This is a genomic window from Burkholderia cepacia complex sp. TUM26381 (genome assembly GCF_057439935.1).
The window spans coordinates 950,236-976,494 of sequence record NZ_CM172008.1 but is presented as its reverse complement, the minus strand read 5'-3'; the positions used below and the strand labels follow the sequence as shown (position 1 = coordinate 976,494).

The 26,259-nt window shown below is 68.0% G+C and carries 23 protein-coding genes; 10 read left to right on the top strand and 13 right to left on the bottom strand.

Features of this window, described 5'->3' with window-relative positions:
- Positions 1–79 precede the first annotated feature (79 nt).
- Positions 80–1,816, top strand: coding sequence for a phage integrase family protein (locus ACWMMN_RS36255; protein WP_486424219.1), 1,737 nt, complete (start codon positions 80–82; stop codon positions 1,814–1,816).
- 30 nt (positions 1,817–1,846) lie between these two features.
- Here ACWMMN_RS36255 and ACWMMN_RS36250 read toward each other — a convergent pair whose 3' ends face one another.
- The 3 genes from ACWMMN_RS36250 to ACWMMN_RS36240 are packed head-to-tail and all read right to left on the bottom strand — an operon-like array spanning position 1,847 to position 3,509.
- Positions 1,847–2,569: a DJ-1/PfpI family protein gene (locus ACWMMN_RS36250; RefSeq protein ID WP_486424493.1), complete on the bottom strand. Its 723-nt coding sequence runs from the start codon at positions 2,567–2,569 to the stop codon at positions 1,847–1,849.
- Complete coding sequence (locus ACWMMN_RS36245; RefSeq protein WP_155627361.1) at positions 2,569–2,721, bottom strand: hypothetical protein; 153 nt, start codon at positions 2,719–2,721, stop codon at positions 2,569–2,571. The genes ACWMMN_RS36250 and ACWMMN_RS36245 overlap by 1 nt, the downstream gene beginning before the upstream one ends.
- Before the next feature lie 38 nt (positions 2,722–2,759).
- A complete protein-coding gene (locus tag ACWMMN_RS36240) occupies positions 2,760–3,509 on the bottom strand; it encodes an NAD(P)H-dependent oxidoreductase (protein WP_059242091.1) in 750 nt (249 codons plus the stop codon).
- On the opposite strand from ACWMMN_RS36240, the gene ACWMMN_RS36235 reads away from it, so the two are divergent.
- The 3 genes from ACWMMN_RS36235 (at position 3,508) to ACWMMN_RS36225 (ending at position 5,626) form a co-directional block, all read left to right on the top strand.
- A complete protein-coding gene (locus ACWMMN_RS36235; protein ID WP_230950503.1) occupies positions 3,508–4,638 on the top strand; it encodes a GlxA family transcriptional regulator in 1,131 nt (376 codons plus the stop codon). The genes ACWMMN_RS36240 and ACWMMN_RS36235 overlap by 2 nt on opposite strands.
- A 251-nt stretch (positions 4,639–4,889) precedes the next feature.
- Entirely contained in the window at positions 4,890–5,201 is a 312-nt protein-coding gene (locus ACWMMN_RS36230) for a carboxymuconolactone decarboxylase family protein (protein WP_059242087.1), read from the top strand.
- Positions 5,202–5,215: 14 nt separating this feature from the next.
- The gene (locus ACWMMN_RS36225) at positions 5,216–5,626 is read left to right on the top strand and encodes a tautomerase family protein (protein WP_059242085.1); all 411 of its coding nucleotides are present in this window, start codon (positions 5,216–5,218) and stop codon (positions 5,624–5,626) included.
- 214 nt (positions 5,627–5,840) lie between these two features.
- Here ACWMMN_RS36225 and ACWMMN_RS36220 read toward each other — a convergent pair whose 3' ends face one another.
- Complete coding sequence (locus tag ACWMMN_RS36220) at positions 5,841–7,871, bottom strand: SMI1/KNR4 family protein (protein ID WP_486424218.1); 2,031 nt, start codon at positions 7,869–7,871, stop codon at positions 5,841–5,843.
- Between the two features lie 288 nt (positions 7,872–8,159).
- Between ACWMMN_RS36220 and ACWMMN_RS36215 the strand changes: the two genes are divergently transcribed.
- Positions 8,160–8,483 (top strand): TfoX/Sxy family protein, encoded by a 324-nt coding sequence (locus ACWMMN_RS36215; protein ID WP_256087503.1) that lies wholly within the window; start codon positions 8,160–8,162, stop codon positions 8,481–8,483.
- 71 nt (positions 8,484–8,554) lie between these two features.
- Positions 8,555–9,472, top strand: coding sequence for a hypothetical protein (locus ACWMMN_RS36210; RefSeq protein ID WP_059242079.1), 918 nt, complete (start codon positions 8,555–8,557; stop codon positions 9,470–9,472).
- A gap of 30 nt (positions 9,473–9,502) precedes the next feature.
- Here ACWMMN_RS36210 and ACWMMN_RS36205 read toward each other — a convergent pair whose 3' ends face one another.
- Positions 9,503–10,654 carry a branched-chain amino acid ABC transporter substrate-binding protein gene (locus tag ACWMMN_RS36205; protein WP_059242078.1) on the bottom strand — a complete coding sequence of 384 codons (1,152 nt, stop codon included), beginning with the start codon at positions 10,652–10,654 and terminating at the stop codon, positions 9,503–9,505.
- A gap of 38 nt (positions 10,655–10,692) precedes the next feature.
- Positions 10,693–11,922, bottom strand: coding sequence for an NAD(P)/FAD-dependent oxidoreductase (locus ACWMMN_RS36200; protein ID WP_059242076.1), 1,230 nt, complete (start codon positions 11,920–11,922; stop codon positions 10,693–10,695).
- Positions 11,923–12,153: 231 nt separating this feature from the next.
- Here ACWMMN_RS36200 and ACWMMN_RS36195 point away from each other — a divergent pair, with 231 nt between their 5' ends.
- Positions 12,154–13,566: an aminotransferase-like domain-containing protein gene (locus tag ACWMMN_RS36195; protein WP_486424217.1), complete on the top strand. Its 1,413-nt coding sequence runs from the start codon at positions 12,154–12,156 to the stop codon at positions 13,564–13,566.
- A 10-nt stretch (positions 13,567–13,576) separates the two neighbouring features.
- Here ACWMMN_RS36195 and ACWMMN_RS36190 read toward each other — a convergent pair whose 3' ends face one another.
- Complete coding sequence (locus ACWMMN_RS36190; RefSeq protein WP_342706454.1) at positions 13,577–15,751, bottom strand: DUF4132 domain-containing protein; 2,175 nt, start codon at positions 15,749–15,751, stop codon at positions 13,577–13,579.
- Positions 15,752–16,326: 575 nt separating this feature from the next.
- Here ACWMMN_RS36190 and ACWMMN_RS36185 point away from each other — a divergent pair.
- Complete coding sequence (locus ACWMMN_RS36185) at positions 16,327–17,751, top strand: aminotransferase-like domain-containing protein (protein ID WP_059242069.1); 1,425 nt, start codon at positions 16,327–16,329, stop codon at positions 17,749–17,751.
- 94 nt (positions 17,752–17,845) lie between these two features.
- Here ACWMMN_RS36185 and ACWMMN_RS36180 read toward each other — a convergent pair whose 3' ends face one another.
- Complete coding sequence (locus ACWMMN_RS36180; RefSeq protein WP_486424216.1) at positions 17,846–19,384, bottom strand: FAD-dependent monooxygenase; 1,539 nt, start codon at positions 19,382–19,384, stop codon at positions 17,846–17,848.
- 66 nt (positions 19,385–19,450) lie between these two features.
- On the opposite strand from ACWMMN_RS36180, the gene ACWMMN_RS36175 reads away from it, so the two are divergent.
- A complete protein-coding gene (locus ACWMMN_RS36175) occupies positions 19,451–20,062 on the top strand; it encodes a TetR/AcrR family transcriptional regulator C-terminal domain-containing protein (protein WP_256087497.1) in 612 nt (203 codons plus the stop codon).
- Positions 20,063–20,089: 27 nt separating this feature from the next.
- Here ACWMMN_RS36175 and moaD read toward each other — a convergent pair whose 3' ends face one another.
- The 5 genes from moaD to fdhD form a co-directional block, all read right to left on the bottom strand.
- Positions 20,090–20,347, bottom strand: a complete 258-nt coding sequence (gene moaD / locus ACWMMN_RS36170; RefSeq protein WP_059242064.1) for a molybdopterin converting factor subunit 1 — start codon at positions 20,345–20,347, stop codon at positions 20,090–20,092.
- 52 nt (positions 20,348–20,399) lie between these two features.
- Complete coding sequence (locus ACWMMN_RS36165) at positions 20,400–20,969, bottom strand: molybdenum cofactor biosynthesis protein MoaE (protein WP_174994547.1); 570 nt, start codon at positions 20,967–20,969, stop codon at positions 20,400–20,402.
- A gap of 48 nt (positions 20,970–21,017) precedes the next feature.
- Positions 21,018–22,142: a GTP 3',8-cyclase MoaA gene (moaA, locus tag ACWMMN_RS36160; protein WP_059242060.1), complete on the bottom strand. Its 1,125-nt coding sequence runs from the start codon at positions 22,140–22,142 to the stop codon at positions 21,018–21,020.
- A 208-nt stretch (positions 22,143–22,350) separates the two neighbouring features.
- The gene (locus ACWMMN_RS36155; protein WP_486424215.1) at positions 22,351–23,565 is read right to left on the bottom strand and encodes a molybdopterin molybdotransferase MoeA; all 1,215 of its coding nucleotides are present in this window, start codon (positions 23,563–23,565) and stop codon (positions 22,351–22,353) included.
- On the bottom strand, positions 23,562–24,434 hold the full coding sequence (fdhD, locus tag ACWMMN_RS36150) for a formate dehydrogenase accessory sulfurtransferase FdhD (RefSeq protein ID WP_486424214.1): 873 nt from the start codon (positions 24,432–24,434) through the stop codon (positions 23,562–23,564). Before fdhD ends, ACWMMN_RS36155 begins: the two co-directional genes overlap by 4 nt.
- A 422-nt stretch (positions 24,435–24,856) precedes the next feature.
- Here fdhD and ACWMMN_RS36145 point away from each other — a divergent pair, with 422 nt between their 5' ends.
- Positions 24,857–26,257, top strand: a complete 1,401-nt coding sequence (locus tag ACWMMN_RS36145) for a cytochrome ubiquinol oxidase subunit I (RefSeq protein ID WP_059242054.1) — start codon at positions 24,857–24,859, stop codon at positions 26,255–26,257.
- Positions 26,258–26,259 lie beyond the last annotated feature (2 nt).

Genomic DNA, 26,259 nt, shown 5'->3' with positions numbered 1-26,259 from the left:
GATCGCGTCAGTGCGTCGCTTCCCTCTGCAGGCGCGCACGACGTATCCGGCCGCGCGCGCTTCTGTCAAACTGGCGCCCATGAAACCGCGCCTCATTTCACCGCTTTCCCCCGATTCCGCGCCTGCGCCCGCAGGCTTTCCCGACGCCGACGAACTGGCCGCGCTGCGCGCGTGGTATGCGGGCATGACCGTGCGCCAGGCCGTCGAGCGCTACTTGCCCGATCGCCTGGGCGACGGGCGATCGGCGCGCGGCGTGATCGGCGCGATTCGCCGCCGCCTCGTGCGCGTCGCGCGGCAGGCCGGTCGGCCCGAACTCGCGGAACGGCTCGGGCATGCCGACGGTGAGCGTTTGCGGGAGGCGAAGGCCGCAACCGAAGCGATCGGCCTGCTGCGTCATGCGCGGGCACCGGTCCCGCAGATCAGCGACGACGTCGGCCTGTGGCTGCCCGCCCGCGCGGTCGGCGCGCTGCGCGCGCATGGCATCGCGACGCTGGCCGACCTGACGGTGCGCATTCCGCGCCGGCGCCAGTGGTGGAGCGCGATCGCGGGCCTCGGCGTGGCCAGCGCGCGGCGCATCGAGGCCTTCTTCGCCGCGCACCCGGACCTGACCGAACGGGCGCGCGCGCTGATCGCCGCGACGCCGCGCGGCAGCATCGTGCCGTGGGAACAGCTGAAGCTGCCGCACGAGGTCGACGGCTCGGCCGGCACGTTCCGCGCGCCGCGCGCGACCAGCACGCTCGACGCGGACAACGACTACGCGGCCGTGCACGCATGGCTGTCGCTGCACGAATCGGCCGCGACGCGGCGCGCATACCGCAAGGAAGCGGAGCGGCTGATACTGTGGGCGATCGTCGAGCGCGGCCGCGCGCTGTCGTCGCTGACGACCGAGGATGCGGTCGCGTATCGCGCGTTCATCCGGCGCCCGACGCCGCACGAGCGCTGGGTCGGGCCGGTGCGGCCGCGCGGCGCGCCCGACTGGCGGCCGTTCTCGGGCGCGCTGTCCGCGCGCTCGGCGGCGTACACGCTGTCGGTGCTCGGTGCACTGTTCCGCTGGCTGATCGAGCAGCGCTACCTGCTCGCGAATCCGTTCGCGGGCGTGAAGGTGCGCGATACGCGCGGCGCGAACGCACTCGACACGTCGCATGCATTTACCGAAGGCGAGTGGCTGCTGGTCCGCACGATCGCCGACGGTCTCGAATTCCGGAGGCGCACACCGGCCGGCGCGCCGCAGTCGGGCTGGACGCCGGGCGCCGCGCAACGGCTGCGCTTCATTCTCGATTTCGGCTATGCGACCGGGCTGCGCGCGAGCGAGCTGGTCGGCGCGACGCTCGGCGGCATCGAGACGGATGCGCACGGCGACGCGTGGCTGAAGGTGATCGGCAAGGGCAGCAAGGCCGCGCGTGTCGCGATGCCGCCGCTTGCGCGTACGGCGCTCGATCGCTATCTGGTCGCGCGACGGTTGCCGGTGACGCCCGCGCGCTGGCGGCCCGATACGCCGCTGATTCCGAGCCTCGCGGAAGACGATGCGGCCGCGATCACGAGCGTGCGGTTGTGGAAGGTGATGCAGCGGTTTTTTGCGCAGACGGCCGATGCCGTCGATGCCGACAACCCGGCGCTGGCGCAGAAGCTGCGCCAGGCGAGCCCGCACTGGATGCGGCATACGCATGCGACGCACGCGCTTGCACGCGGGGCCGAGTTGACGACCGTGCGCGACAACCTGCGGCATGCGTCGATTTCGACGACATCGATTTACCTGCATGGCGACGACGTGAAGCGCGCGCGGCAGATGTCGAGTGCGTTTGCTGCGGACAAGTAGCGGCGTCGCGCGCGGCAGGCGGCCACCGCTTTAGCGGCATGCCGCGCATCCGCATCCGTCCCGTTGCGCGAGTTGCTGCGCCGCACGCGCGACGACCGCATGACGATCGGGCCGTACGCGCTCGAACAGCGCGCAGACGGAAGCGAGCACATCCTGGGCGGCAAGTTCGGGGCGCCCGCAGTCGAACGGCGGCTCCGGCGCATATTCGATGCCGAGCTGCACCGCCTGTGCGTATTCCGCCCCTGCGACGTCGGCCATCACCGCGAGCGCCATGTCGATGCCGGCGGTCACGCCGCCGCCCGTGACGATCCTGCCGTCGCGCACCACGCGCCCTTCGTCGACGATCGCACCGAACGGCGGCAGCAGGTCGCGCCACGCCCAGTGGCAGGCCGCCCGTCGTCCTCGCAGCAACCCGGCCGCGCCGAGCACCAGCGACCCGCTGCACACCGACGTCACATAGCGCGCATCCTGCGCGAGCCGGCGCACCTCGCGGACGAACGCATCGTCGGCGATCGCGTCGATCACGCCGAGCCCGCCCGGCACGCAGACGAGATCGGCATGCGCGATGTCGGCGAGCCGCCCGACCTCCGCAACGGCGAGGCCGCTGTCCGCGCGAATCGATCCGCCGCGAACGGAAGCGCGGTGAATTTGTGCGCCCGGAAGGCGCCAGAACACTTCGTCCGGCCCGGTGAAATCGAGCTGCGTGACGTGATCGAACAATGCGAATACGACGATGAACGGCGTGGAGGCCATCACGATCCCTCGAAGGCATGAGCGGCCTGTAGCATCGCGCCGCGCGCGGCCTGTCGCAAGGTCATTTCTCCCGCACTTTCTGCCATGCGCGCGCACCGTTTCGCGCGGATCCGCCGGAGGTCGACATGCAAAAAGAGCTGGTCGTCGAGCATCTGGCGAATGTCGCACGGGAAGCGTCATTTTCGCCCGTTCACATCTTCACGCGCGCTACCTGGCGTGTTTCGATCGCCGGGGTTGCGCCGGTGACCGGATGCAAACGTTCGTCGAAGTCATCGAGACTCGGGAATGGAAGCGGTGATTCCGTCGCGAGCGACGACAAGCGGCTTCGCCAGGCTGCCAGATAGTCGAGTCGCACGTCGTGCGTGACATAAGGAACATGCCAGGCCACGAACGGCTCGAGCACATCGAGCCCGGTATAGCCGAGCGTGCCTTGCAGCAGCGGCCGCAGCATGTCCATGAGTGGCCCGTGGACGCCGTCGTCAGCGAACATGTGAGCCTGTCCGCCCAGCGTGAGACTCACCACGGCGCGCTTCCCGCGCAGGCCGCCGCGATTGTAGAAGCGCATGCCGCCATAAACGGGTCCGGAGACGAGAACGCGATCGATCCAGCCCTTGAGTATCGCCGGGGTCGAGAACCAGAACAGCGGAAAGTTCAGGATGAGCAAGTCGCATCGCATGAGCTTCTCGAGTTCGTCCTTGATGTCCGGGGCGATGGTGCCGCCGGCAACGCCGTGGCGCTGCTCGAGTGCATAGACGCAGTAGTCGGGGTTGGCGCGTGTTCCGAAGTCATCGGCGGATGCGACGGGATTGAAACCCATGGCATAGAGATCCGACACCTCCACTTCGTGCCCGGCGTCGCCGAGCACATCGACTGCCGTGGTTTTGAGTGCCGTGCAGAATGACTGCGGTTCGGGATGCGCGTGGACGATCAGGACTTTCATGAAAGCTGGCCTCGTGACGAAAGGGCAATGGATACCGGCTGGAACGCGGGTATCAGGCGTGAAACGTGACTTCGCATCGAAAGTTTCGTCGCGCCGCGCGCTGCTGTACATTGGCGGAAGTGACAAACACTTTGCGAAATCCGACATGCACCGCGCGGCCATCCTTGCCTACGAAAATTGCTATGCCTTCAGCCTGGGGGGATTCGCCGACATACTTCAGGTTGCGAATTCCCACCTGAGGCGGCAGAACGGCGAAGCGGGGGCGCGCTACGAGTGGCATTTCGTGTCGCAGCATGGCGGTCCGGTCAGGACCAGCAACGGTCTGGAGATCAGTACGCAACCGATTCGTCCGCGGCAGCGATTCGACCTGGTGTTCGTCCCTAGTGCGCACTACGCCGGGCACAAGGCGTTCGACAAGCTGCTGGCGAGTCAATCGATGGCGTGCGACTGGCTGATCGCGCAATGGAACGCCGGCGCTTGTGTCGCGGCAAACTGCACCGGCACCTTCATTCTGGCGAAGACCGGCCTGCTCGACGGACGATCGGCGACGACGACGTGGTGGCTCGCCGACCAGTTTCGCGCCAGGTTTCCCCGTGTGAATCTTCAGGTCGAACCCGTTCTGACTGAAGTCGATCGCCTGATTTGCGCCGGCGCATCGGCTTCCTATCTGCTGCAGACGATTCACATCATCGAGCGTCTGTCGGGGCCGACGATTGCGTCGCTCTGCGCGAAGACCATGCTCATCGACGTCAGCCAGACCCGGCAAACGCCTTATCTCCCATTGCTGGCCGACAAGGTTCATGGCGATTCGCTGGTTCATCGCGCCCAGCACCGGTTGCAGAGGAGCATGGCAAAAGAGGTGCGGATATCGGTGCTCGCGAGCGAACTCGGCGTGAGCGAGCGGACCCTCATCCGCCGCTTTCAGGCCGCGCTGGATCAGACGCCGCTGCGTTATTTGCAAAGCCTGAGAATCGAGGCGGCCCGTGGGCTGTTCGAGGCGGGCGACCTGAGTATCGAGGCGGTTGCAGTCAAGGTCGGCTATAGCGACGTGAGTTCGTTCTGCAGGTTGTTCAAGGAGCGGGTCGGGCTGAGCCCGGGCGCGTACCGTGGGCGTTTTCGAACATCCTGACCCGCGTGGTCCTCGCGCTTTTTCAGTGGCGCGCCGGCGGCCGATGGCGAGCGATTCAGCCGTTCCGCCGCCTGGGCAACGCTGCCGGTTCGACACCGGTTGCGAAACGACGGCGCACGGCCAGATCCGGCAATATCGGGCGGATGTCGATCGTTCAAAAAAACAGGATCGTTGATGCAGATATTTCAAATATTCAGCATGCGCGTGGCTGGCTAGACTGAAAGCCGTCAATCCCCACCACAGGTGCCCTGATGGCCAAACCCGCCACCGATCTGGAAAAAATCACGCGATTCGCTCCAAAGCTCGCTCAACTGAGCGAAGACGTGCTCTTTGGCGATGTCTGGCAGCGCCCCGAGCTTTCGCCACGGGAGCGCAGCATTGCCACCGTTGCTGCGCTCACGGCGCTCTATCGTCCCGAGCAACTGCCCGGACACCTGCAGAGAGCCATCGCCAACGGCGTCACGAAAGGCGAGCTGGGAGAACTGATCACCCACCTCGCGTTCTACGCCGGCTGGCCCGCCGCGGCATCCGCGATCAATGCGCTCGCCGCGCTGCCCGAATAACGGAGAGGTGTTCGATGCCTTACGCGAGAATTGCGTTGCTGGACGGTAAGCCCGCCGACTGGTTGGCGGCGATTTCGAGGAGCTTGCAGGAGGCGCTCGAGCAAACGTTCGAGGTGCCGGCCGGGGATTGCTTCCAGATCTTTCAGCAGTGCCGGCCGGGCGAACTGGTCTATGACCGGGACTACGGTGGCGGGCCGCGCACCGACGATTTCGTCCTGATCCACATCACGGCTGGCCGCGTGCGCAGTCCTGCGTGTAAAGCGGCGTTCTACGCGAAACTCGTCGAACGACTCGCGGACAGCCCCGGTATCCGGCCCGCGGACGTGATGGTGATCATCGGCACGACCGGTGCCGACGACTGGTCGTTCGGGCATGGCCGGGCCGCATCGCTGACGGCGCCGCCGGCTCATCGGGCCGTACCGTGAGAATCGCGTTGACGTGAGGTCCGAACCAGGTCATGCGACGACGGAGAAAACGCCTTCGAGAGCCGATGCACCGAAAGGGCCGAAGCGCATCGAAGGCGAAAGCGCGGGATGTCCACCATCCGGGCCGAGTGCTTCGACAAGTGCATGTGCGCGGAGCAGTCGATCGACGACTGCCGGCTTCGGTAAGGCGCCCCGGCCCGTGTTTTCCGGCCGGTCAATCGCCGGACCGGTCGTCGCGCTCCGCGGCCACGCCCGCGAGCCATTCCGCATAACTGGACGCGACGCGTTCGCGCAGCTCGTCGTCATGCCACACGCGGATCACCTGGCCTGCCACGCCGCCTGCCGCGGGATCGAGGTCGATGCACAGATGGTTGCCGCTGCCGTCGTGCGTGAACGGAAGCCACTTGAGGTTGTACCAGTCGTCGCGAATGCCGGCGTCGGGTTCCGATGACATGCCGTCGAAGTCGCCGGACGCAACCAGTTTCTGCCAGATCGACCATTGCGCGACGATCTCCTGCGCGCTCAACAACGCATCGCTTTCGGCGAACACGGCGTCGGGATCGGCTTGCCCGTCGTGCAACCGGAGGCTGGCGATCAGGTCGTCCGGCAGCGTCGAACCCAGCGCGGCTTGGAGTTCGGCAATCGCATGAGCGTCGGCCGGCCCGTTCAGGCCGCCCGGCAAGCTCGCGGGATGGGCGGCGATCGCGTGTTCGATGCGTTTCCATGCATCGTGAACATCAGGCGCAGCGGCGCCGGCAACCGGTGCAGCGGCGGAGGCCGCGGCCTGCGGCGACTGCGCCGGAACGGTCGCGGTGTCGTCCGTCGTGACGTCGGTGCGCGACGCGCGCGTACCCGTGCCATCCAGTCGCAGAAACAGCACGGGCGTCCCGGCCGGCAGTGCATCGACGCCCGCCGGGATCGCGACGAGCACGTCGGCTTCGGCCACGCCGCGGATGGGGCCGTCACCCTGGAACGGCAGAAGACGGACCCGCGATTCGCCGCGTTCGGTGGCGGACAGATTGCCCCATCGCATCCCGTTGACTTCGGCATCGGGTTCGATGTCGTGCGCGGTCAGTGCGGTTTCCCAATACGGCCCCGGCGTCGCCATGTGCTCCAGCAGGTCGAGCACGTGCGGGACGATCGTATGCAGCAGTACGGCGACGCCGCTCGTGTGACCCGGCAGGTTGACCAGCACGGCCTGGTCGTAGCGGATGAACGACTCCGTCCGGTAGACGAAGCCGTCCGGCCTCGTGGATTTCACTGTCCACTTCGTCGGCGGCGAGCGGTCTTCGCTTCGCCCGACGTTGAAGCGTTCGCCGGGCACCTGCCGGACCTGGACCGTCTCCCGGCTGTTCGAATACATCATCTGCGCATTCAGGCCGCGAATCCCGAATGGCGCACCCGCCGGCAATCCGGCGCCGACGATCAGGTCGTAGCGGCTGGACAGCTCGACCAGCTGCTGCCTGAAGGCCCGTTCGTTGCGCTCCACCTCGGGCGACAACGAATCTGTCGAAGGCAACGGCAGATATTCGACGACCGGGACGTCGTAACCCCATTGCCGCAGCACCGCGCGCAGATACGGGCCCATCGAGTCGAATCGCTGCCAGGGTTCGCGCGCGTGGCTCGGCGGCGCCACATCGTAACTGGCGATCACGACGCCGACACGCGGCCGCCTCGTGACGGCAACGTCGCGCACACCTGCCGCTATCAACGCCGCCTGTCGCGCGGGCGTGATCCGCATCCCTTTCGCGAGCAGCACGTGTCCTTTCCGGAATTCACTGCCGATGGCGATCACGTGCTGCCCTTCCGCCAGCGGCGCATGAAACCGCAGGCGTGCGCCCGTGTGCGAGTCGATCCACCGATGCTCGGCGTTCGGCGCAACCGTGTCGGCGTGATCCGGCATCGCGACGTAGGCGGGAATGCTGGCCACTTGCCGTTCGCCGAGCGCGCGGGCAGCCGGGCTGGCCGTTCGCGACGCCAGCTGGCCCAGCCCGACTTTGCAGTCGAGCTCGACGGGTTCCCGGCGAGAGGCGGTTGCTGTATCGGCCGCACGCAGCGCATAGCCGTCGCAGGCGGCCAGCGGAACGGACGGAACGTCGTCCGGGGCGAGGATGTCCTCCGCCGTGACGCGCAATGCCGCTTCGTCGATCGGGATCGACTCGCTCAGCATCGCGCCGGGAACGAGGCGCCGGCATGGTTCATAGGCTTGCCTGAGCCATGCGGGATAGCGGGCGGGTACGCTCATCGGGTTCCTCGTCGTGATGCTTCGTGGCACACCATTGTGCGGCCAGGTGGCCCGCGTCTCTCTCCAGACGCGTGACCGAAGGCGGATTTTTGTGAAGCGCTATTGGACGATTCATCGCGTTGCGATGTAACTGTCAGGTGTGTCAGGAGATTGTTGGCAGGGACGGCCCGGCCGGTGCTGGAACAGGCTGGCGGTCGACGAATGAATGACGCGCCGCAACGCATCGGCCGATGGCACGGAACGGTCGGTGCACGCGGCGGTCATAATTTTTTTCGCAAGGAGCAGTGAATGGCATCCAGCCAGAGCACGGTCGATTTCATCGTCGAGCAGATCGCGGCGGCCGGTACGGTCTCGTCCCGCAAGATGTTCGGCGAGTATGGCATCTATTGCGATGGCAAGATGGTCGCGCTCGTCTGCGACGACCGGCTGTTCGTCAAGCCGACCCCGGAAGGGCGCGCGTATCTCGGCGCCTGCGAAGAAGCCCCGCCGTATCCGGCCGCGAAGCCGCACCTCGTCATCGCCGGCGATCGCTGGGACGACCGCGAATGGCTGTCGGCATTGATCCGGATCACCACCGCGCAGTTGCCGATGCCGGTGAAGCGGAGCCGATAGCGACAGTGCGCGACACGCAGGCGTATTCTGTGACACATGCGTGCGGCCATCGCGCGCCAGGGAGTACAAGAATGGAGACATCCGGACATCCGCGCGGCACGTGGCGTGCCCGCCGCGCGTGGCACGCGCTCGTCGCGGTTGCGTGTCTTGGCTGGAGCGCGTTGTCGTTCGGCGCGGACGGTGCGGGCGGCGCGGCCGCGTTGCTCGATCGCTATCGCAGCCTCGGCGCGCAACTGAAGGACAACGCGTTTCACCGGCCGGTGGTCCTCGAATCGGCGGAATCGTCGTCATCGCTGAAGGGCGACATCTACGCGGTGGTCGATTATCCGTTCGCGGTCGTGAGCGATCAGCTCGACGATCCTGCGCAGGGCCCGGCGAACTGGTGCGCGGTGCTGATCCTGCACCTGAACACGAAGTACTGTCACGCGTCGAGCGGCAGCAACGGCCCGGTGCTCGACGTGAACCTCGGCCGCAAGATCCAGCAGAAGCTGTCGGACACCTATCGCGTGCAATTCCGCTATCGCGTGGCGGCCGCGACGCCCGACTATTTCCAGGTCGACCTGACCGCCGACAGCGGCCCGATGGGCACGAAGGACTACCGGATCGCGCTGGAGGCCGTGCCGGCCGGCGGGTCGCGCACGTTCCTGCACCTCACGTATTCGTATGGCTTCGGCACGGTCGGCCGGATGGCGATGAAGACCTACCTGGCAACGGTCGGCAGCGACAAGGTCGGGTTCACGAACGTCGGCGCATCGGCCGCGCAGCCGCAGTACATCGGCGGCGTGCGCGGGCTGCTGGAGCGCAACACGATGCGCTACTACCTCGCGATCGACACGTATCTCGCGACGCTCGACAAGCCGCTCGACCAGCGCCTCGCGCGCTGGTTCGACGCGACCGAACAGTATCCGCAGCAACTGCACGAAGTGGAAAGGAACGCGTATCTGCAGATGAAAGCGCAGGAGGTGCAGCGGCAGCAGGCGGCGCGCTGACGGTGTGGCCCGCCGGCGCGCGGCCCGGCATCAGTTCGACGCGCCGCCGACCGTGCGGATGCTGTGCCACTGCCCCTGTTCGACGCGGAACAGCGTGTACGGCGGCTTGATCAGGTCGCCGCGCTCGTCGAACGAGATCTTGCCGGTCACGCCGGTCACCGATACGCCCGGCAGGCTCGCGACGATCTTGCCGCGATCGAGCGAATCAGCCTTGCGGACCGCCGCGATCATCGCGAGCGCCGCGTCGTACGCGAACGGCGCATACAGCTCGACGTCCTGGTTGAAGCGCGCCTTGTAGCGCTGCGCGAACGCGACGGCTGACGGCAGCTTGTCGAGCGCGGGGCCGGGCTCGAGATCCTGCGTACCTTCGCCCGCGTTGCCGGCGATCTTCAGGAATGCGTTGCTTTTCAACGCGCCGGCGCCGAACAGCTGCGCGCGGATGCCGAGCGAGCGCATCTGCTTGACGAGCATCGCGCCTTGCTCGTCGAGCCCGCCGAAGAACAGCAGGTCGACGTTGTTGCTCTTCATCGTCGTCAGGATGCCGCGGAAATCGACGGCCTTGTCGTTCGTGTATTCGCGGCCGACGATGCTGCCGTGCGCGTCCTTCACGCCTTTCTCGAACGCGTCGGCGAGACCCTGGCCGAACGCGGTGCGATCGTCGATGATGCCGATCCGCTTCGCCTTCAGCTGTTCGACCGCGAAGCGGCCGGCCACCACGCCGCCGACGCCGTCGTGCCCCATCGTGCGGAACACGTTCTTGAAGCCCTGCATCGTCAGTTGCGGATTGGTCGAACCGGGCGTGATCATCGCGACGTTCGCCTGCTTGTAGACGGCCGACGCCGGAATGCTGCAGCCGGAGTTGTAGTGGCCGATCACGCCGACCACGCCGTCGTCGACCAGCTTCTGCGCGACCTGGATCGCGATGCGCGGATCGGCCTGGTCGTCCTGCACGTCGAGCACGAAGCGCACCGGCTTGCCGCCGACGGTCGGATGCTTCGCGTTCTCCTCGTCGAGTGCGAGCTGCGCGCCGTATTGCAGATCCTTGCCGACGCGCGCGACCGGCCCCGTCAGCGGGCCGGCGAAGCCGATCTTGACGGTTTCCGGGTCCGCGGCCTGCGCGGCCCCCGCGACCGTGCCGATCGAGCAGACGGCCAGCCATACCAGCCAGTGACGACGATTCATGATGCCTCTCCTTGTGTGGGTGGAAGTCGTGGCGCGCGTCAGAATCGCGCGGCCCGGTACGGCGTGAGGTCCAGCGGCGGTGTGCGCCGGGCGACGAGGTCGGCGACGATCTGCCCGGTGATGCCGGCGAGCGTGACGCCGAGATGCTGATGACCGAATGCGTGGATCACGCGCGCGCTGTGCCGCGCGTGGCCGATGACGGGTACGCCGTCGGGTAGCGTCGGCCGGAAGCCGAGCCAGCTGCGCGTCGGCGCGCCGAGCGACGGCACGGCTTCGCGTGCGGAGCGCGTGAGCAGCGCGACGAGCGACGGGTTCATCGGCGCGTCGAAGCCGCCGAGTTCGACGGTGCCGGCCGCGCGCAACCCTTCGTCGAGCGGCGTCATGTAGAAGCCGCGTTCGGCCCAGCCGACCGGCCGCGTGACGATCGGCTCGTGCGTGGCGAACTGCACGTGATAGCCGCGCTCGGTATCGAGCGGCACCGCGTCGCCGCACGCGGCCGCGAATTCGCGCGAGCGTGCGCCTGCGGCAATGACGACATGATCGAACGCGCGCACCGTGCCGCCCGCCTGCACGTTCACGCTGTCGCCGGCGGGCGCGATCCGCTCGACGCGCACCCGTTCGAGCGTTGCGCCGGAGGCGGCGAGTTGCGCGAACAGCTCGCCGAGGAAGCCGTGCGGGTCGGAGAAATGCCAGCTGCCGACGAACAGCACGCCGCGCGTGAAGATCGGCGCGAGTGCGGGCTCGAGCTGGCGGATCGCGCTCGCGTCGAGCGTCTCGAACGGCACGCCGAGCCGGCGCCGCAGCGCGAGCGACGGTTGCGCGGCATCGAACGATGCCTGCCGCGCATACAGGTACAGGCATTCGCGCGGCCGCACGAACGCGGCGAGCCGCGGCGGCGCGAGCAGCGGCGCATAGCCGTCGGCGGCGCGCGACAGCAGCGCGGCCAGCGCGCTCGCGCTGCGCGCATGGCGCGCGGGCGTCGACGCGAGCAGGAACCGCGCAAGCCACGGTGCGCCGCGCAGCAGGTAAGGCCAGCGGATGCGCAGCGGGCTGTCGGCGGCGAACAGGAAGTGAGGGATGTTGCGGAACACGGACGGGCCGTTCACCGGCACGCAGCCGTACGGCGCGAACGTCGCGGCATTGCCGAACGACGCGCCCTGGCCGATGCCGGCCGGATCGAACAGCGTCACGCGATGCCCGTCGCGCTGCAGCCATGCCGCTGCGCCGAGCCCGATGAAGCCTGCACCCACGATGGCGACATTCGCCATGACGCTTCCCCTCCGGTCCACGTGATTCACACAAAGTTGCGATCAAGAATCACACAGTAATTTTTTGTGTGCAATCAAAAATCGATTGTGTGGTGCCAGTGTTTACCCGATTCCAATGCATTGATTCAGCAGACTTTTCCCTGGGCGTTTGACGGGGCGGGGATGTCATATACAATCGCTGGGCAAGCCAAAACGGCAGACAAACGCTTTTTGTGTGGTCACAGGCGACAAATGGCATCAGACAAACTTTCCGGCGAGCGCGACAGCGGCCTGCTGGCGCAGGCGAAGCGGCCGACTTATGTCGAGGTATCGAGCTCGATCGAGGCGGAAATCCGCAACGGCACGTATCCGCCGGGCAGCCGGCTGCCGCCGCAGCGTCAGCTCGCGACCGAGCTTGGCATCAACGTGTCGACCGTGTCGCGTGCGTACAAGGAACTGCAGCTGCGCGGCCTCGTGATCGGCAGCAAGCGGCGCGGTTCGCTCGTCACCGGCGGCGCAATGCCGAGCATCGAGCCGGCCCGCGCGTCGCTTGCGGCGGGCAACGGCGTGATCGACCTGACCGTGAACCGCCCGGCGACCGGCGAGTTTCTCGCGAGCCTCGCGCAGACGTTCGGCACGCTGCCGAACGACCCGCGGTTCGCCGCGCTGCAGGAATACCAGCCGCCGCAGGGGCCCGACTGGGCGCGCGCGGCCGGCGCGCAGTGGCTCGCCGCGCCCGGCTTCACGCCGCCGCGCGACCAGGTGGTCGTCACGAGCGGCGCGCAGCACGGGCTGTATGCGGTGCTGAACAGCCTGATCGGTACCGACGGCGTGATCATTGCCGATCGCCTCACGTACTACGGCCTCAAGGCGCTCGCGCCGGTATTCCAGTTCGAGATCGTCAGCGCGCCGGCCGACGACGACGGCCTGCTGCCCGACGAGATCGAGCGGATCTGCCAGCGCATGCCGGTCAAGGCGATCTTCGTCGTGCCGAACCTGCAGAACCCGACCGTGACGACGATGAGCCTCGCGCGCCGGATGGCGCTCGTCGACGTCGCGCGGCGCCATCACGTGACGATCATCGAAGACGACGTATACGGCCCGCTCGTGCGCGACCGGCTGCCGGCGATCGCGGGGCTGTGTCCCGAGCTGACGTTCCATATCGGCGCGACGTCGAAGATCCTCGCGCCGGGGCTGCGCCTCGGCTACCTGAGCTGCCCGCGCGACAGCGTCGCGCTGTGCGCGGAAGCCGTGCGTACGACCGCATGGATGCCCGCGCCGACATCGATGCTGATCGCGACGGTATGGATCGAGGACGGCACCGCCGAGCGGATCATGGCCGCGCAACTCACGGAAATCCGCGCGCGTGTCGATCTCGCGCGGGAGTTGCTGCCGGCCGGGCAGCTGAAGTCCGATCCGGCGTGCATGTTCGTGTGGCTGCGGCTGCCGCCGCCGTGGCGTGCCGACGACTTCGCCGCGAATGCGAAGGCGCGCGGCGTGATCGTGATGCCGTCGTCGACGTTCGCGGTCGATCGCGCGGAAATCGAGCATGGCGTGCGCATCAACCTCGCGTGCCCGGCCACGCGCGACGAGCTCGTCAACGGGCTGCGGATCCTGTCCGGTACGCTGAAGGACCGGCCGCGCGCGCTGTTCGGTTCGATCTGACGGCGCCCGCTCAGTCGAGCAGATCCGCGACGACGTCGACGATCCGCTGCAGCAGCGCTTCGTCGTAAGGCAGCCACGGCACCGCGCGCAGCGGCGACGGCGGCGGCTCGATCGTGGCATCGACAGGCGCGCCATCGCGCGTCACGCGGCCGGTCGCGCAATGCACCGACCACGCGCCGACCCGCACGTGGCGTTCGTCGATCGTGATCTTCCCTTGTGCGACCGGTTCGGCGAACACGAGCGACAGCACGTGTTTGCGATGCCGCGCCATTACGCCGAGCGGCAGATCCGACAAGCGGTTCAGGCGCTGCCAGCGTTCCGTTTCGAGATCGCGCTGGCGGACCGGGTCCGTCGTGCGCGTGGCGGTGGCCGCACGCGTTGCATCGTCGTCGAGCGCGAACGCGGCCACGCTGACGAGCAGGTCGACCGCGCGCGCGACTTCCGAGAACACGACAGGGTCGATCTCGCCGATCGGCAGCGGCGCCCAGCGACGCTCATGCCGGCGTTCGACGTGCAGCCGGCGCGACGTGCCGTGGCTTTCCGAACCGGGATAGAGCCGCGCATCGACGAGAAAGGTCGCGCGCACGTCGCCGAATTCGCGGACGAGTCCGTCGTCGTACGCGCGGATCGACCAGCCTTCGCGGCGCGCGACGCCGAGCAGCGGCCGGCTCGACAGCACATGACCTTCGAACATCGCGGAATCGCTGGCCGACGCGTCGTCATCCGCCGGGACGTAGTACTCGCGAAACGCCTGCCTGACCGGTTGCCGCAGCGAACGGCCGACGATAGCGCGCTGCCACGCGAGCCGTTCGTCCGCGTCGGCCAGCAGCGGGTGCCAGAGCCGGATGTCGCTGTCCTCGGCGATCTCGCACGCGTGCCCGGCCGCGTCGCGCAGCACCACCTTGCCTTTCGCGATGTCGGGCATGAACGATTGCGTCGCGCCATCGCTGCCGCGCGCCTGCCAGATCATCCGCGCGGAGAACGCGGCGCCGGCCGGCGCATCGACGAGCCGTTCGCGCCATTCGGCGTGGCCGAGCGTCATCGGCTGCCAGAAGCCGGCTTCCATGCACGTGGCGAGCATCGCAAGCTGCTTCTTGTCGGGCTTTGCATCGAGCGTCATCCGCAGCGCGGTGTGCGGCCGCTCGCCGAGCATGCGTTCGGCCGGTTTCAGGTTGCGTGCAAGCTTCTTCTGCACGCCCGCATGACGCACCGTGGCCAGCGCGTCGCGCAGCGCGCGCACGCTCTCGGGCGTCGGGATCGTTTCGACTGCATGGCCAAGCGCGATCGCGAGCGACTGCGACGGCACCGTCTTCGCGGCCGTCGGCGCGACGCACACGCCCGTCAGCAACGGCCCGATCAGCGGGCGCAGCCACGCTTCGTCGCGATAGGCGGCCACGCGCACGGCGCGCGCAACGACCTGTGCATCATCGATCGTGAACGCGCGGTCGGCTTCGTACGGCACGGTGCCGGCATGAAGGGCCGCGATCTGTCTTGCTGCGTCGGTCAGCGCGTCGTGCGCGAATGCGACATACGCGGCGTCTTCCGCGAGTGTGACGGCCGGATCGCTGGCGTCGAGCCACAGCCGCTTCGGCGCAAAGTAGCCGTTGCTCGACGCGGCCAGCGCGAGTAGCGCGGCCGGCCCCAGCTCGGGCAGCACGTCGAGTTCGCGCACGCGAAACGGCGAGTCGGCCAGCGCCTGTGCGTAGGCCTCGCGCCGCGCCGAGAAGTCCCGGCGGCCGGCAAACCAGTCGAGCGCATACGCGCCATATGCGGACTTCGCGCGGATCTCGCCGTCTTCCGGTTCGCCCGCGATGCGCGCGAGTTCGGCCTGCAGCGCGGGCGACGGCAGCGCGTCGAGGCAGGGCAGGTCTTCCAGCGCGCGTTTCCATCCGCCGGGCGGCATGTCGCGGAACAGTTCGAGTGCGGTATCGGCGTCGACGAGCGGCTCCAGGCCGAGCGCGTCGATCTGCCCGCGCAGCCAGCGCGCGAATTCGGCGCGCGGGTCGTCGTACGCGTGGTCGCGCAGCATGATCTCGTACTCGGCGCGACGCAGTGCCGGCCAGGCCGCACCGAGCGTGTGCGCGTCGAGCGTCGACAGGTCGATCGGCGCGCCGGTGAAGCGCGGATGGTCGGCCGTGCCGGTCAGGCGCGCGACGAGCAGCGCGGCGAGGTTGCGATCGGTCATGTGCGGTTTCCTTCCCGGCGGCGTGCGGTGCACGGTCGGCCGTTTCGTTTTGACACCATTTCATCTGTACTTGTCGGGCGTTTCGGATCGCGCCACCGAGGCCGGCTGCTCGTTCGATCGCGTGCGGCATGGGACTGACTCCGGCACTGAACGCCGTGCGGCCGCACAGTATTGCACCCCGATTGAGGCAATCGGGCGAATGCCCGTCCGGCGGGCGTTCCGGGCCGATCCGGCCGCGCCGCGCCGGTTTCCCGGCCAGCCGGCCATTTCATAAGACGTACAGTTATCCCGCCATGCGCGATTCGCGCCGAACTGTACTCTTGTTCGCGTGGTCGATGTGTGTACTCGCCGCCAACTGTTCTGCTCTTAAGATTCCATCATCAAGTGCACAGTGCCGCAGATCCAGTCTTACCGGAACCCTGTTGGCGCATCTTCAAGAGAGCCAGTGCGATGGAAAAGGCAAAACCGGAGGGAAAGATCAGGAATCACGACGGCCCGGTCGGCGGGCGAAACACGTGCGTGTCGGACGCACACGGCAGGGCGGCGCTTCTGCGCCTGCCGGCGGGAGGCGCACGATGAAACTCTATGAAAAACTCGCGGACGACATCGAGCGTCTGATCCGCCAGGGCGTGTACCGGCACGGCGACCGGATTCCGTCGGTGCGGCAGGCGAGCCAGCAGCACCGGATCAGCATCACGACCGTGCTGCATGCGTATCTGCTGCTGGAAAGCCGCGGGCTGCTCGAAAGCCGGCCGCAGTCGGGCTATTTCGTGAACCTGCGGCGCGACGACAGCCACGCGCCGGTGCGCGAGCTGCGGCCGTCGAAGCCGATCGCGATCTCGTCGTCGGTCGATGTGAGCCGGCTCGTGCTGTCGACGCTGCGCTCGATCGGCACCGACGATGCGGTGCCGCTCGGCTCGCCGTACCCGGACCCGAGCCTGTTTCCGTTCGAGAAGCTGAACCGCTATGCGTACGCAGCCGGCCGCGACAAGTCGCTGTGGGGCGTGACGGACGGCTTGCCGCCCGGCCATCCGCGGCTGATCCGGCAGATCGCGCGCCGCTACCTGGAAAACGGGATGTCGGTGGACCCGAACGAGATCATCGTGACGGTCGGCGCGACGGAGGCGATCAACCTGTGCCTGCAGGCGGTGGCGAAGCCGGGGGACACGATCGCGGTGGAATCGCCGACGTTCTACGCGATGCTGCACGCGATCGAGCGGATGGGGATGAAGGCGATCGAGGTCGCGACGCATCCGGAGTACGGGATCGACATCGCGGCGCTGGCCGCGATCGCGAAGTCGCAGCCGATCGCCGCGTGCATGGTGATGCCGAACTTCCAGAACCCGCTCGGCTTCCAGATGCCCGACGAGCGCAAGCGCGAGCTGGTTGAGTACGCAACGAAAACGGGCATGCCGCTGATCGAGAACGGCGTGTACAACGAACTGTATTTCGGCGATACGCATCCGAGTTCGCTGAAATCCTATGACCGGACCGGGATCGTGCTGCATTGCTCGTCGTTCTCGAAGAGCCTGACGGCCGCATACCGGATCGGCTGGGCGTTGCCGGGCCGCTATCGCGATCAGGTCGAGAAGCTGAAGTTCCTGAACACGCTGGCGACGCCGTCGCTGCCGCAACTCGCGATCGCGGAGTTTCTCGAGCGCGACGGCTATGAGCATCACCTGCGGCGTTTGCGCAAGGCGTATGCGCAGCAGGCGAACCTGATGCGTGCGATGGTGTCGCGGTTCTTCCCGGAAGGCACGCGCATCTCGAGCCCGGCGGGCGGGTACGTGCTGTGGGTCGAGCTGCCCGCGCAGGTCGATGCGATGCGGCTGTACCAGCTCGCGCTGGAGCAGGGCATCACGATCGGTCCCGGCTACATGTTCTCGATCACCGACAACTACCGGAACTTCATCCGGTTGAACTACAGCAGCCCGTGGTCGCCGGAGATCGAACAGGCGGTGATCACGGTCGGGAAGCTGGCCGCGGCGTGCATGCGGTGAGCGGGCGCGTGCGGTGTCATGCGCTTGGACGACGAAGCCGGCCGGGTGCCGGCTTTGTCTTTTTGAGTGATCGCTGGCTGCGCATCAACCGCCATCAGTCGCGCGGCGGCTCGTCCGAGCGGTACAGCACGAACCCGTCGGGGCGGACCAGCACGTGGCCGTCGTCGGGAAGCGCGGTCGACGCGTGCCAGCCGGTCGCGGCGTCGACGAAGTCGAAATCCCTGCCGGCCACCAGGACGGCCGGGTTCGCACGGCTCAGGCTCGCGCGGCCCGACGAGGCGACCGGCGCGGCCGGGCCGGCGAGCAGCACGTAGCCGCTGCCGAACAGGTCGAGTGTCGACATCTGCCGGCCATCGCGCCGGATCCACGCATGCGGGAAGCGCGTGCCGGTTTGCGCCTGCAGTTGCACGACGGAATCGGGCGGTGCGTCGCCGGCTTCCCGGTAGCGATGACGTAGCAGCACGTCGCCGGTGTCGAGCAATCCGGCGAAGACGTGCCGGTTCGCGTCGGTCTTGATCCCGAAGCGCGCGTCGAAGTCGCTGCGCAGCAGCGCTTGATGCCCGTTGCGCACGGCCAGCGGCCGCCGCTCGGAATCGTAGCTGTCGAGCAGCGCCGCATCCGCGTCGCCGCGCAGCGTCGCGGCGAGCTTCCACGCGAGATTGTGCGCGTCCGCGATGCCGGTCGTCGCGTTGAATCCTCCCCACGGCGGCATCACGTGCGCAGCGTCGCCGCACAGAAACGCGCGGCCCGACCGGTAGCGCGTCGCGACGCGCACGCCGGTGTTCCACGTGCCGTGGCTCCGGATGTCGATGCCGAGGTCGTCCAGACCGATCGCGGCGCACACGAGACCGGGTAGTGCGTGGTCGGGCGGCGGCCCTTGCACGGGGTCGTACTCGAGATGGAATGACCACTTGTCGGCGTTGTCCATGGCAAGGAACAGGCCGCGCACGGTCGCGTTCGCGACCTCGCACTGGCTGAACGTGCGGCCCTGCACGGTCCGGCCAAGATCCGCATGGAAGAAGATGTTGACGAAATGCTGCGGCGCCGGCGTGTCGGCCGTATCGATGCCGAGATGCCGGCGCACGAAGCTGCCACCGCCGTCGGCGCCGACGAGCCAGGCGGCCTCGATCCCGGCTTCCACGCCGTCCGGGCCGCGCACGGTGGCAAGGACGGTGTCGCCGGTCATGCTGAACGACACGAGCGTGTGGCCGAAGCGGACATCGCCGCCGCGCGCTTCGACATGCCGGCGCAGTACGGGCTCGATCAGCGTCTGCGGGCACGCGGTGAAGCGCGACGGCGACGGCGCGATCGCGGCCAGCTTCGATTGCATGGCCGCGATGTCGATGACCGGTTGCGCATCGACCAGCGTGCGCCCGCGACGCGCCCCGCCGAACGCACCCTGACGCCACGCACCGGCCGCTGCGTCCGTGACGGCGTCTTCCACGCCGGCCTGACGGAACAGTTCCATCGTCCGCAGATGAATGCCGCGTGCGCGGGGCAGCGGTGACACGCCCGTGTTTTTCTCGACCAGGATGAACGGAACATCGAGGTGCTGCAGGAACAGGGCTGCGGACAGTCCGACCAGCCCGCCGCCGGCGATCAGCACCGGCGTCGTAGTGACAGAGGTAGGCATCGGGCACACCTTCGCGTAAAATTTATCGGTGATAAGTTTATCTATCATCGATAGAGAAAATCAAGCATGGCGAAGATACGACGTGACGAAATCGTGGATGCGGCGCTCGCGCTGCTCGACGAACAGGGGCTCGATGCGCTGACGACCCGGCGCCTTGCGCAGCGGCTCGGGGTCGAGTCGGCGGCGCTTTACTGGCATTACCGCGACAAGTCGGTGCTGCTGGCGGAAATGGCTGCCGTCGCGCTGGCGCGGCATCACACGCTCGACGTGCCGGCCGGCATCGCGCAGTGGGACGCGTGGTTCGCGGACAACGCGCGCAGCTTTCGCCGCGCATTGCTCGCGTATCGGGACGGTGCGCGGCTGCATGCGGGCTCGACGCCGGGCCCCGGTGCCGTCGAGCGGATCAGGCCGAAAATCGCGTACCTGGTACGCGCCGGCCTGACGGAGCAGGAGGCCGGGATGGCGATGCTGGCTGCAGGCCAGTTCACGATCGGCTGCGTGCTGGAGCAGCAGGCCGCGCAGGGGGGCGGGGCGGAGGAGCCGGCGCGGCGTGAGGCGGCCGACGACCGGCCGCGGACGAACGGGGCGACGCTGGCGCCGATCGACCCCGGTGTGGCGTTCGAATTCGGGCTCGGCCTGATCGTGGACGGCTTGCGCCGGCGGGTGGGCCGCGCGTAGCCGCGCGTTCCCTTGCGTCGGGGTGCGTTACCCGCCCGTTACCGGCGGAAAGAACGCGACCTCGCTGTCCTCCCGCACGACGAACTCCCCGGTCACCATCTCGAGGTTCACGGCCGCCCGCACGGGGCGGTCCATCCGCAGCGCTTCCGCGCTGCGTGCGTCGCGCGCGGCCAGCGTGCTGCGCAGCGCATCGACGGTGAGTTCGCGCGCATCGACCTCGACGGTTTCTTCGTCGGTGTCGAGTTGCTCGCGGATGCTTGCAAAGTATTTGATGGTCAGTTTCATCGCGATGTCTTGAACGGAAGCGGCGGAATCGGAAAGCGCGAAGCGGACGCGGTCAGCCCCAGCGCCGCATTGCCTGGTCGTCGTGCGCTTTCGCCTCGACCCAGCCGGATTCGCCGTCGTGCCGGATTTCCTTCTTCCAGAACGGCGCATGGGTCTTCAGGAAATCCATCAGGAACTCGCAGGCATCGAATGCAGAGGCGCGATGCGCAGCGGCCACCACGACCAGCACGACGGCCTGACCGAGCGGGATGCGGCCCACGCGGTGCACGATCTTGGCCGATTCGAGCCGCCAGCGCGCGCTGGCTTCCTCGACGATGCTCCAGAGCGCCTGCTCGGTCATCGTCGGGTAGTGCTCGACTTCCAGCGCGACGACGTCGTCGACGTCGCCTTCCTTGCGCACGACGCCGAGGAAATTCACGACCGCACCGACATTCGGATTGCGAACGATCGGCGCGAGCTCGGCACCGGCATCGATCGGCGCGTACTGGACGCGCACTTCGAAGCCGGCCGCAATCGAGGGCGCCGGTTCGGTGTGCGGGTCGGTCGCGTCGACGGAAGGCGGGCTGCCGGCACGCAGCGGATCGTCCGGCAGCCCGGCGCGGGATTCGGTGAAGGTCGTCATGACAGGTTCTCCATGGGGGCGGCGCATCCGGTGTCGCGCGGCGGCCCGTCAGCCGCCGACGAGCGACATGCGCACGGTCGGATAGGTCTTGCCCGGCGCGCGGGCCGGCCGTGCGGCCCGGCGCTCGGAATAGCGGTCGTCGCGTTGCGTCCAGCGCGCGCGGACGGCCGCTGCGAGGTCGCCGGTCGAAGCGGCGTCGTCGAGCCACGGCCGCAGGTCGGTGCCTTGCGTCGCGAACAGGCACGTGTAGAGCTGCCCGTCGGCCGACACGCGCGCCCGCGAGCAGGTGCCGCAGAACGGATGCGACACGCTCGCGATGAAGCCGACTTCGCCGGCGCCGTCGATGTGCGCGCAACGGATCGCGGTGGCGTCGTGCCCCGGTTCGCCGACGAGTACGAGCGGGTAGTGCTCGTCGATCAGCTCACGCATTCGCGCGGCCGGCACGACCTTGTCGCCGGACCAGAAGCTCGCGCCGCCGACGTCCATGTATTCGATGAAGCGCACGGCCACGCCGGACTGCCGGAAGTGACGCACGAGCGGCAGGATCTGGTCGTCGTTCACGCCGCGCTCGATCACTGCGTTGACCTTGACGGGTGCGAGCCCGGCCGCGTGCGCGGCCTCGATGCCGGCCAGCACGCGCGACACGGGCACGTCGGCGTCGCTCATCCGGCGGAATACCGCATCGTCGAGCGCATCGAGGCTCACGGTCACGCGCGACAGCCCTGCATCGCGCAACGTGCGTGCCTTCGCGGCGAGCAGCGAACCGTTGGTCGTCAGCGCGATTTCGACGGGTTTGCCGTCGACGGTCGTCAGCGCGGCCAGCCGCTCGATCAGCGCTTCGAGGTGGCGGCGCAGCAGCGGCTCGCCGCCCGTGATGCGGATTTTTTCGACGCCGAGCGACGTAAAGGCGCGTGCGATCTTTTCCAGTTGCGCGAACGACAATCGTTCGGACGACGGCATGAACGCGTAGTCGGCGCCGAAGCTTTCGCGCGGCATGCAGTAGCCGCAGCGGAAATTGCACTGATCGATGACGGACAGGCGCAGGTCGCGCAGCGGGCGGCCGAGCGTGTCGGACGTGCGGGGGAAGGCGCCGGGCGATGCGCCGCCGGATGAAACGGCGGCGGCCGGCGCGGCGGAAACGATGGCATTCACGATCGGGTCGTCGGCCTGCATGAAGTAAGCGGAGGGGCATCGCCGGCCGGCCGTGCATGTGCCGACGTGTCGGCGCACAGGTCGTGACGAGCCTCATCGTGAGCATAGTCCGCCGGTTTTTTCCGGCAGAGACACAATCGCGCCCGAATTGCAGGAATACAGTTCGCCGGGCGGAAGGCGCGACACGTGCGGCGATTGCGCTGCATCGGGCGGGTGTCAGGCGTCGTGCTCATGCGAGCCAGTGCGCGAATTCGTAATACGGAACTGCGTCGCCGCGCGCGATCGCGCGCCCGGCGGGCAGCCGCGCAAGCCCGCTGGCCTGCACCAGCGACTGCAGCGTGCAGGCGCCTTGCTGGCGCAGCGTGTCGAGCACGGGCGCACCACCGGCGCCGACCGTGCAACGCACGCGCACGAAGCGTTCGCGTTGCGCATCGGGTTCGAAGCCGGTGTCGATCGGCAGCGACGGCACGGCCGGCCGGCATGCGTCGCGCCCCTGCAAGCGTCGGATCAGCGGCGCGACGAACAGCGCGAACGCCGTCATCGCGGCCCCCGGATTGCCGGGCAGCAGCACCACGGGGCGCGTGTCGAGCCGCGCGAGCGCGACCGGCTTGCCGGGTTTCATCCGCACGCCGGTGACGATGAACGACGCGCCGAGCGCGGTCAGCGCGGGGCGCAGCAGATCCTTGTCGCCGACCGAAGCGCCGCCGACGCAGATCACCAGGTCGCAGTGCGCATGCAGGTCGCGCAGCGCACGATCGACGGCCGGCGCCGTATCGGCCGCGTGCAGGCGCATCGCGACGCCGGCGCCGGTTCCTTCAACCAGTGCGGCGAGCATTGGCGCATTGCTGTTGTAGATCTGCTGCGGCGCACGCGGCTGGCCGCACGCGACGAGTTCGTCGCCGGTCGTCAGGATGCCGACCCGCAGCGACGGACTTACGTCGACGCGTGCGAACCCTTGCGCGGCGGCTACGCCGACGTGCATCGCGCCGATCCGCACGCCGGCCGGCACCAGCAGGTCGCCCGCGCGCACTTCCTCGCCGCGCCGGCGGATATGCGACCCGCAGCGCTGCGGTGCGTCGAACGCGACCCAACCGTCCCGTTCGCGTGCATGCTCCTGCATCACGACGGTGTCCGCGCCGGGCGGAATCAGGCTGCCGGTAAAGTTGCGCGCGGCCGTGCGCGGGGCCAGCGGCGCCGGCGTATCGCCTGCATAGCAGCGTTGCGCGACGTGCAGCGGCTCGCCCTGCGCGAGATCCGCGTAACGCACCGCATAGCCGTCCATCGCGCTCTGGTCGGCCGGCGGCTGGTCGAGCACGGCGGTCAGCGGTGCGGCCAGCACGTGGCCGGCCGCTTCGGCGACCAGCAGGGTGGCGCGGGCTCCAAGCGGGGCGAACGCGCCGGCGAATTGCTGCTGCGCGGTATCGAAATCGAACAGGTGTTTCATGACGAGAGGGCCGCTTGCTCGGGCGCAAGCGCCGGTTGGTCGGGGTGAACGGCGACGGGCGACACGTATTCGACGAAGCCGTCGTTGCGGCAGAAGCCGAGCAGCCGCACGCCGGCTTCGCGGGCGACGTCGATCGCGAGCGACGTCGGCGCCGAGATCGTCGCGATCATCGGGATGCCGACCCGCGCGGCCTTGCGCACCAGCTCGTAGCTCGCGCGGCTCGACAGGAACGCGAAGCCCGCGCCCGGGTCGGCGCGCCGCCGCGCGAGATGCCCGATCAGCTTGTCGAGCGCGTTGTGGCGGCCGACGTCCTCGAACACGTCGAGCACCGCGCCGTCGCGGTCGCACCACGCGGCCGCGTGGATGCCGCCCGTCTCGCGCATCAGCGTCTGGCGGGCCGGCAGTGCGCGCGCGGCGCGGGCGATCGCGTCGGCGCCGATGCCGGCCGCCGCGCCGGCGGCCGCGATGCGCGGCGGGTGCAGGTCGAGCTGCGCGATGCTTTCGATCCCGCAGACGCCGCAGCCCGTGCGGCCGGCCAGCGCGCGGCGGTGCGCCTTCAGCGCCATGAATGCCTGCTGCGACACGGTGAGCCGCACTTCGGCGCTGCCGGGCCGGCATTCGCTTTCGATGTCGAACACGTCGGACGCGCGCTCGACGATGCCTTCGCTCAGCGCGAAGCCGAGACCGAACGTATCGAGGTCGATCGGCGTGGCCATCATGACCGTGTGCGAGATGCCGTTGAATACGAGTGCGACCGGCGTTTCTTCGACGACGCAATCGATGGTGTCGCGCACGTCGCCGGCACGATGACGCGTCACATGACACGCGGTGCTGCCGGTCGGATCGTCGAGTCGGGTGCAGGACTCCATGCGTTTTTCTCCAGGCGGGGCGGCCGGCGGACCGGCCGGGCTCGGCGCATTGGCCGAACCACGGGAATCGAAGCTGCCGGACGAGTGCCGCAGGGCGCACTACCGCCCCGGGCAGGCGTTGCATAACATGTTAAGTGGAGTGAACAGCGCGCCGGAGGCACAGCACCGCAACGCGGAAAGCAGTACAGCTGACCATCCCGCGGGCACGAAATGTGTTTTCCGTACACACATCTTCGGCGGCGGAAGCAGCACAGTTTCGGCGCACGTTCGAGTGATTGCGAGTATCGTTGCAAACGCGATATCGTCATTCACGCTTCGATGCCATGCGAGTGACCGTTTGTGTTCGCATGTGTTGTCGCCAAGCCGTCGCGCGATTTCCTGCTTCGGGCGTACGTCCTCACAATCACGAGCAAATTACGGTCATGGAAATCTTCGATGCGTTCCATCTCGCCCGATTGCAATTCGCATTCACGGTGTCGTTCCACATCGTGTTTCCCGCGATCAGCATCGGCATGGCGAGCTTCCTGGCGGTGCTGGAGTGGCGGTATCTCGTCACCGGCGACGCCGCCTACAAATCCATGTTTCAGTTCTGGTCGAAGATCTTCGCGATCGGCTTCGGGATGGGGGTGGTCTCCGGCGTCGTGATGGCGTACGAGTTCGGCACCAACTGGGCCGGCTTCTCGCGCGTCGCGGGCAACATCACGGGGCCGCTGCTTACGTATGAAGTACTGACGGCGTTCTTCCTCGAGGCCGGCTTCCTCGGCGTGATGCTGTTCGGCTGGCAACGCGTCAGCCCGCGCGCGCATTTCTTCGCAACGCTGATGGTCGCGGTCGGCACGCTGATCTCGACGTTCTGGATTCTCGCGTCGAACAGCTTCATGCAGACCCCGCAGGGCTACAAGATCGAGAACGGCCTCGTCGTGCCGGTCGACTGGTTCAAGATCGTCTTCAACCCGTCGTTCCCGTACCGTCTCGTGCACATGACGATCGCGGCGTTCATCGTCGCGGGCTTCATCGTCGCCGCATGCGGCGCATGGCACCTGCTGAAGGGGCGCCGCGACGAGCCGGTGAAACGCAGCTTCTCGATGGCGCTGTGGATGCTGCTGGTGCTCGCGCCGATCCAGATCGTCGTCGGCGATGCGCACGGCCTGAACACGCGCGAATACCAGCCGGCGAAGATCGCGGCGATCGAGGGGCTGTGGGAAACCGAGAAGGGCGGCACCGCACTGAACCTCTTCGGGCTGCCCGACATGCAGGCCGAAACCACGCGCTATGCGATCCAGGTGCCGCACCTCGGCAGCCTGATCCTTACGCACAGCTGGGACGGCGAGATCCGCGGGCTGAAGGAATTCCCGCCGCAGGACCGCCCGTATTCGCCGATCATCTTCTGGACGTTCCGGATCATGGCCGGCCTCGGGATGCTGATGCTGCTCACCGCGCTGCTCGGGCTGCTGCTGAGAAAGGGCGGACGCCTCTATGAAACGCGCTGGTTCCAGTGGTTCGTGGTGGCGATGGGGCCGTCGGGCATCGTCGCGCTGCTGGCCGGCTGGATCACGACCGAGGTCGGGCGTCAGCCGTGGACCGTCTATGGCGTGCTGCGCACCATCGATTCGGTCGCGCCGCTCAGCGCGCAGCAGGTCGGCGTGTCGCTGCTGATCTTCGTGGTCGTCTATTTCCTGGTATTCGGGACGGGTATCTACTACATGATGAAACTGATGAGGCGCGGGCCGGCTGCCCAGGCCGGGTACATCGAGCTGCACCGGCATCCGGGGCTGCGCAAGAGCGCGCTGTCCACGCCGCTGAACGTCACCGAAGCGGAGTAAGC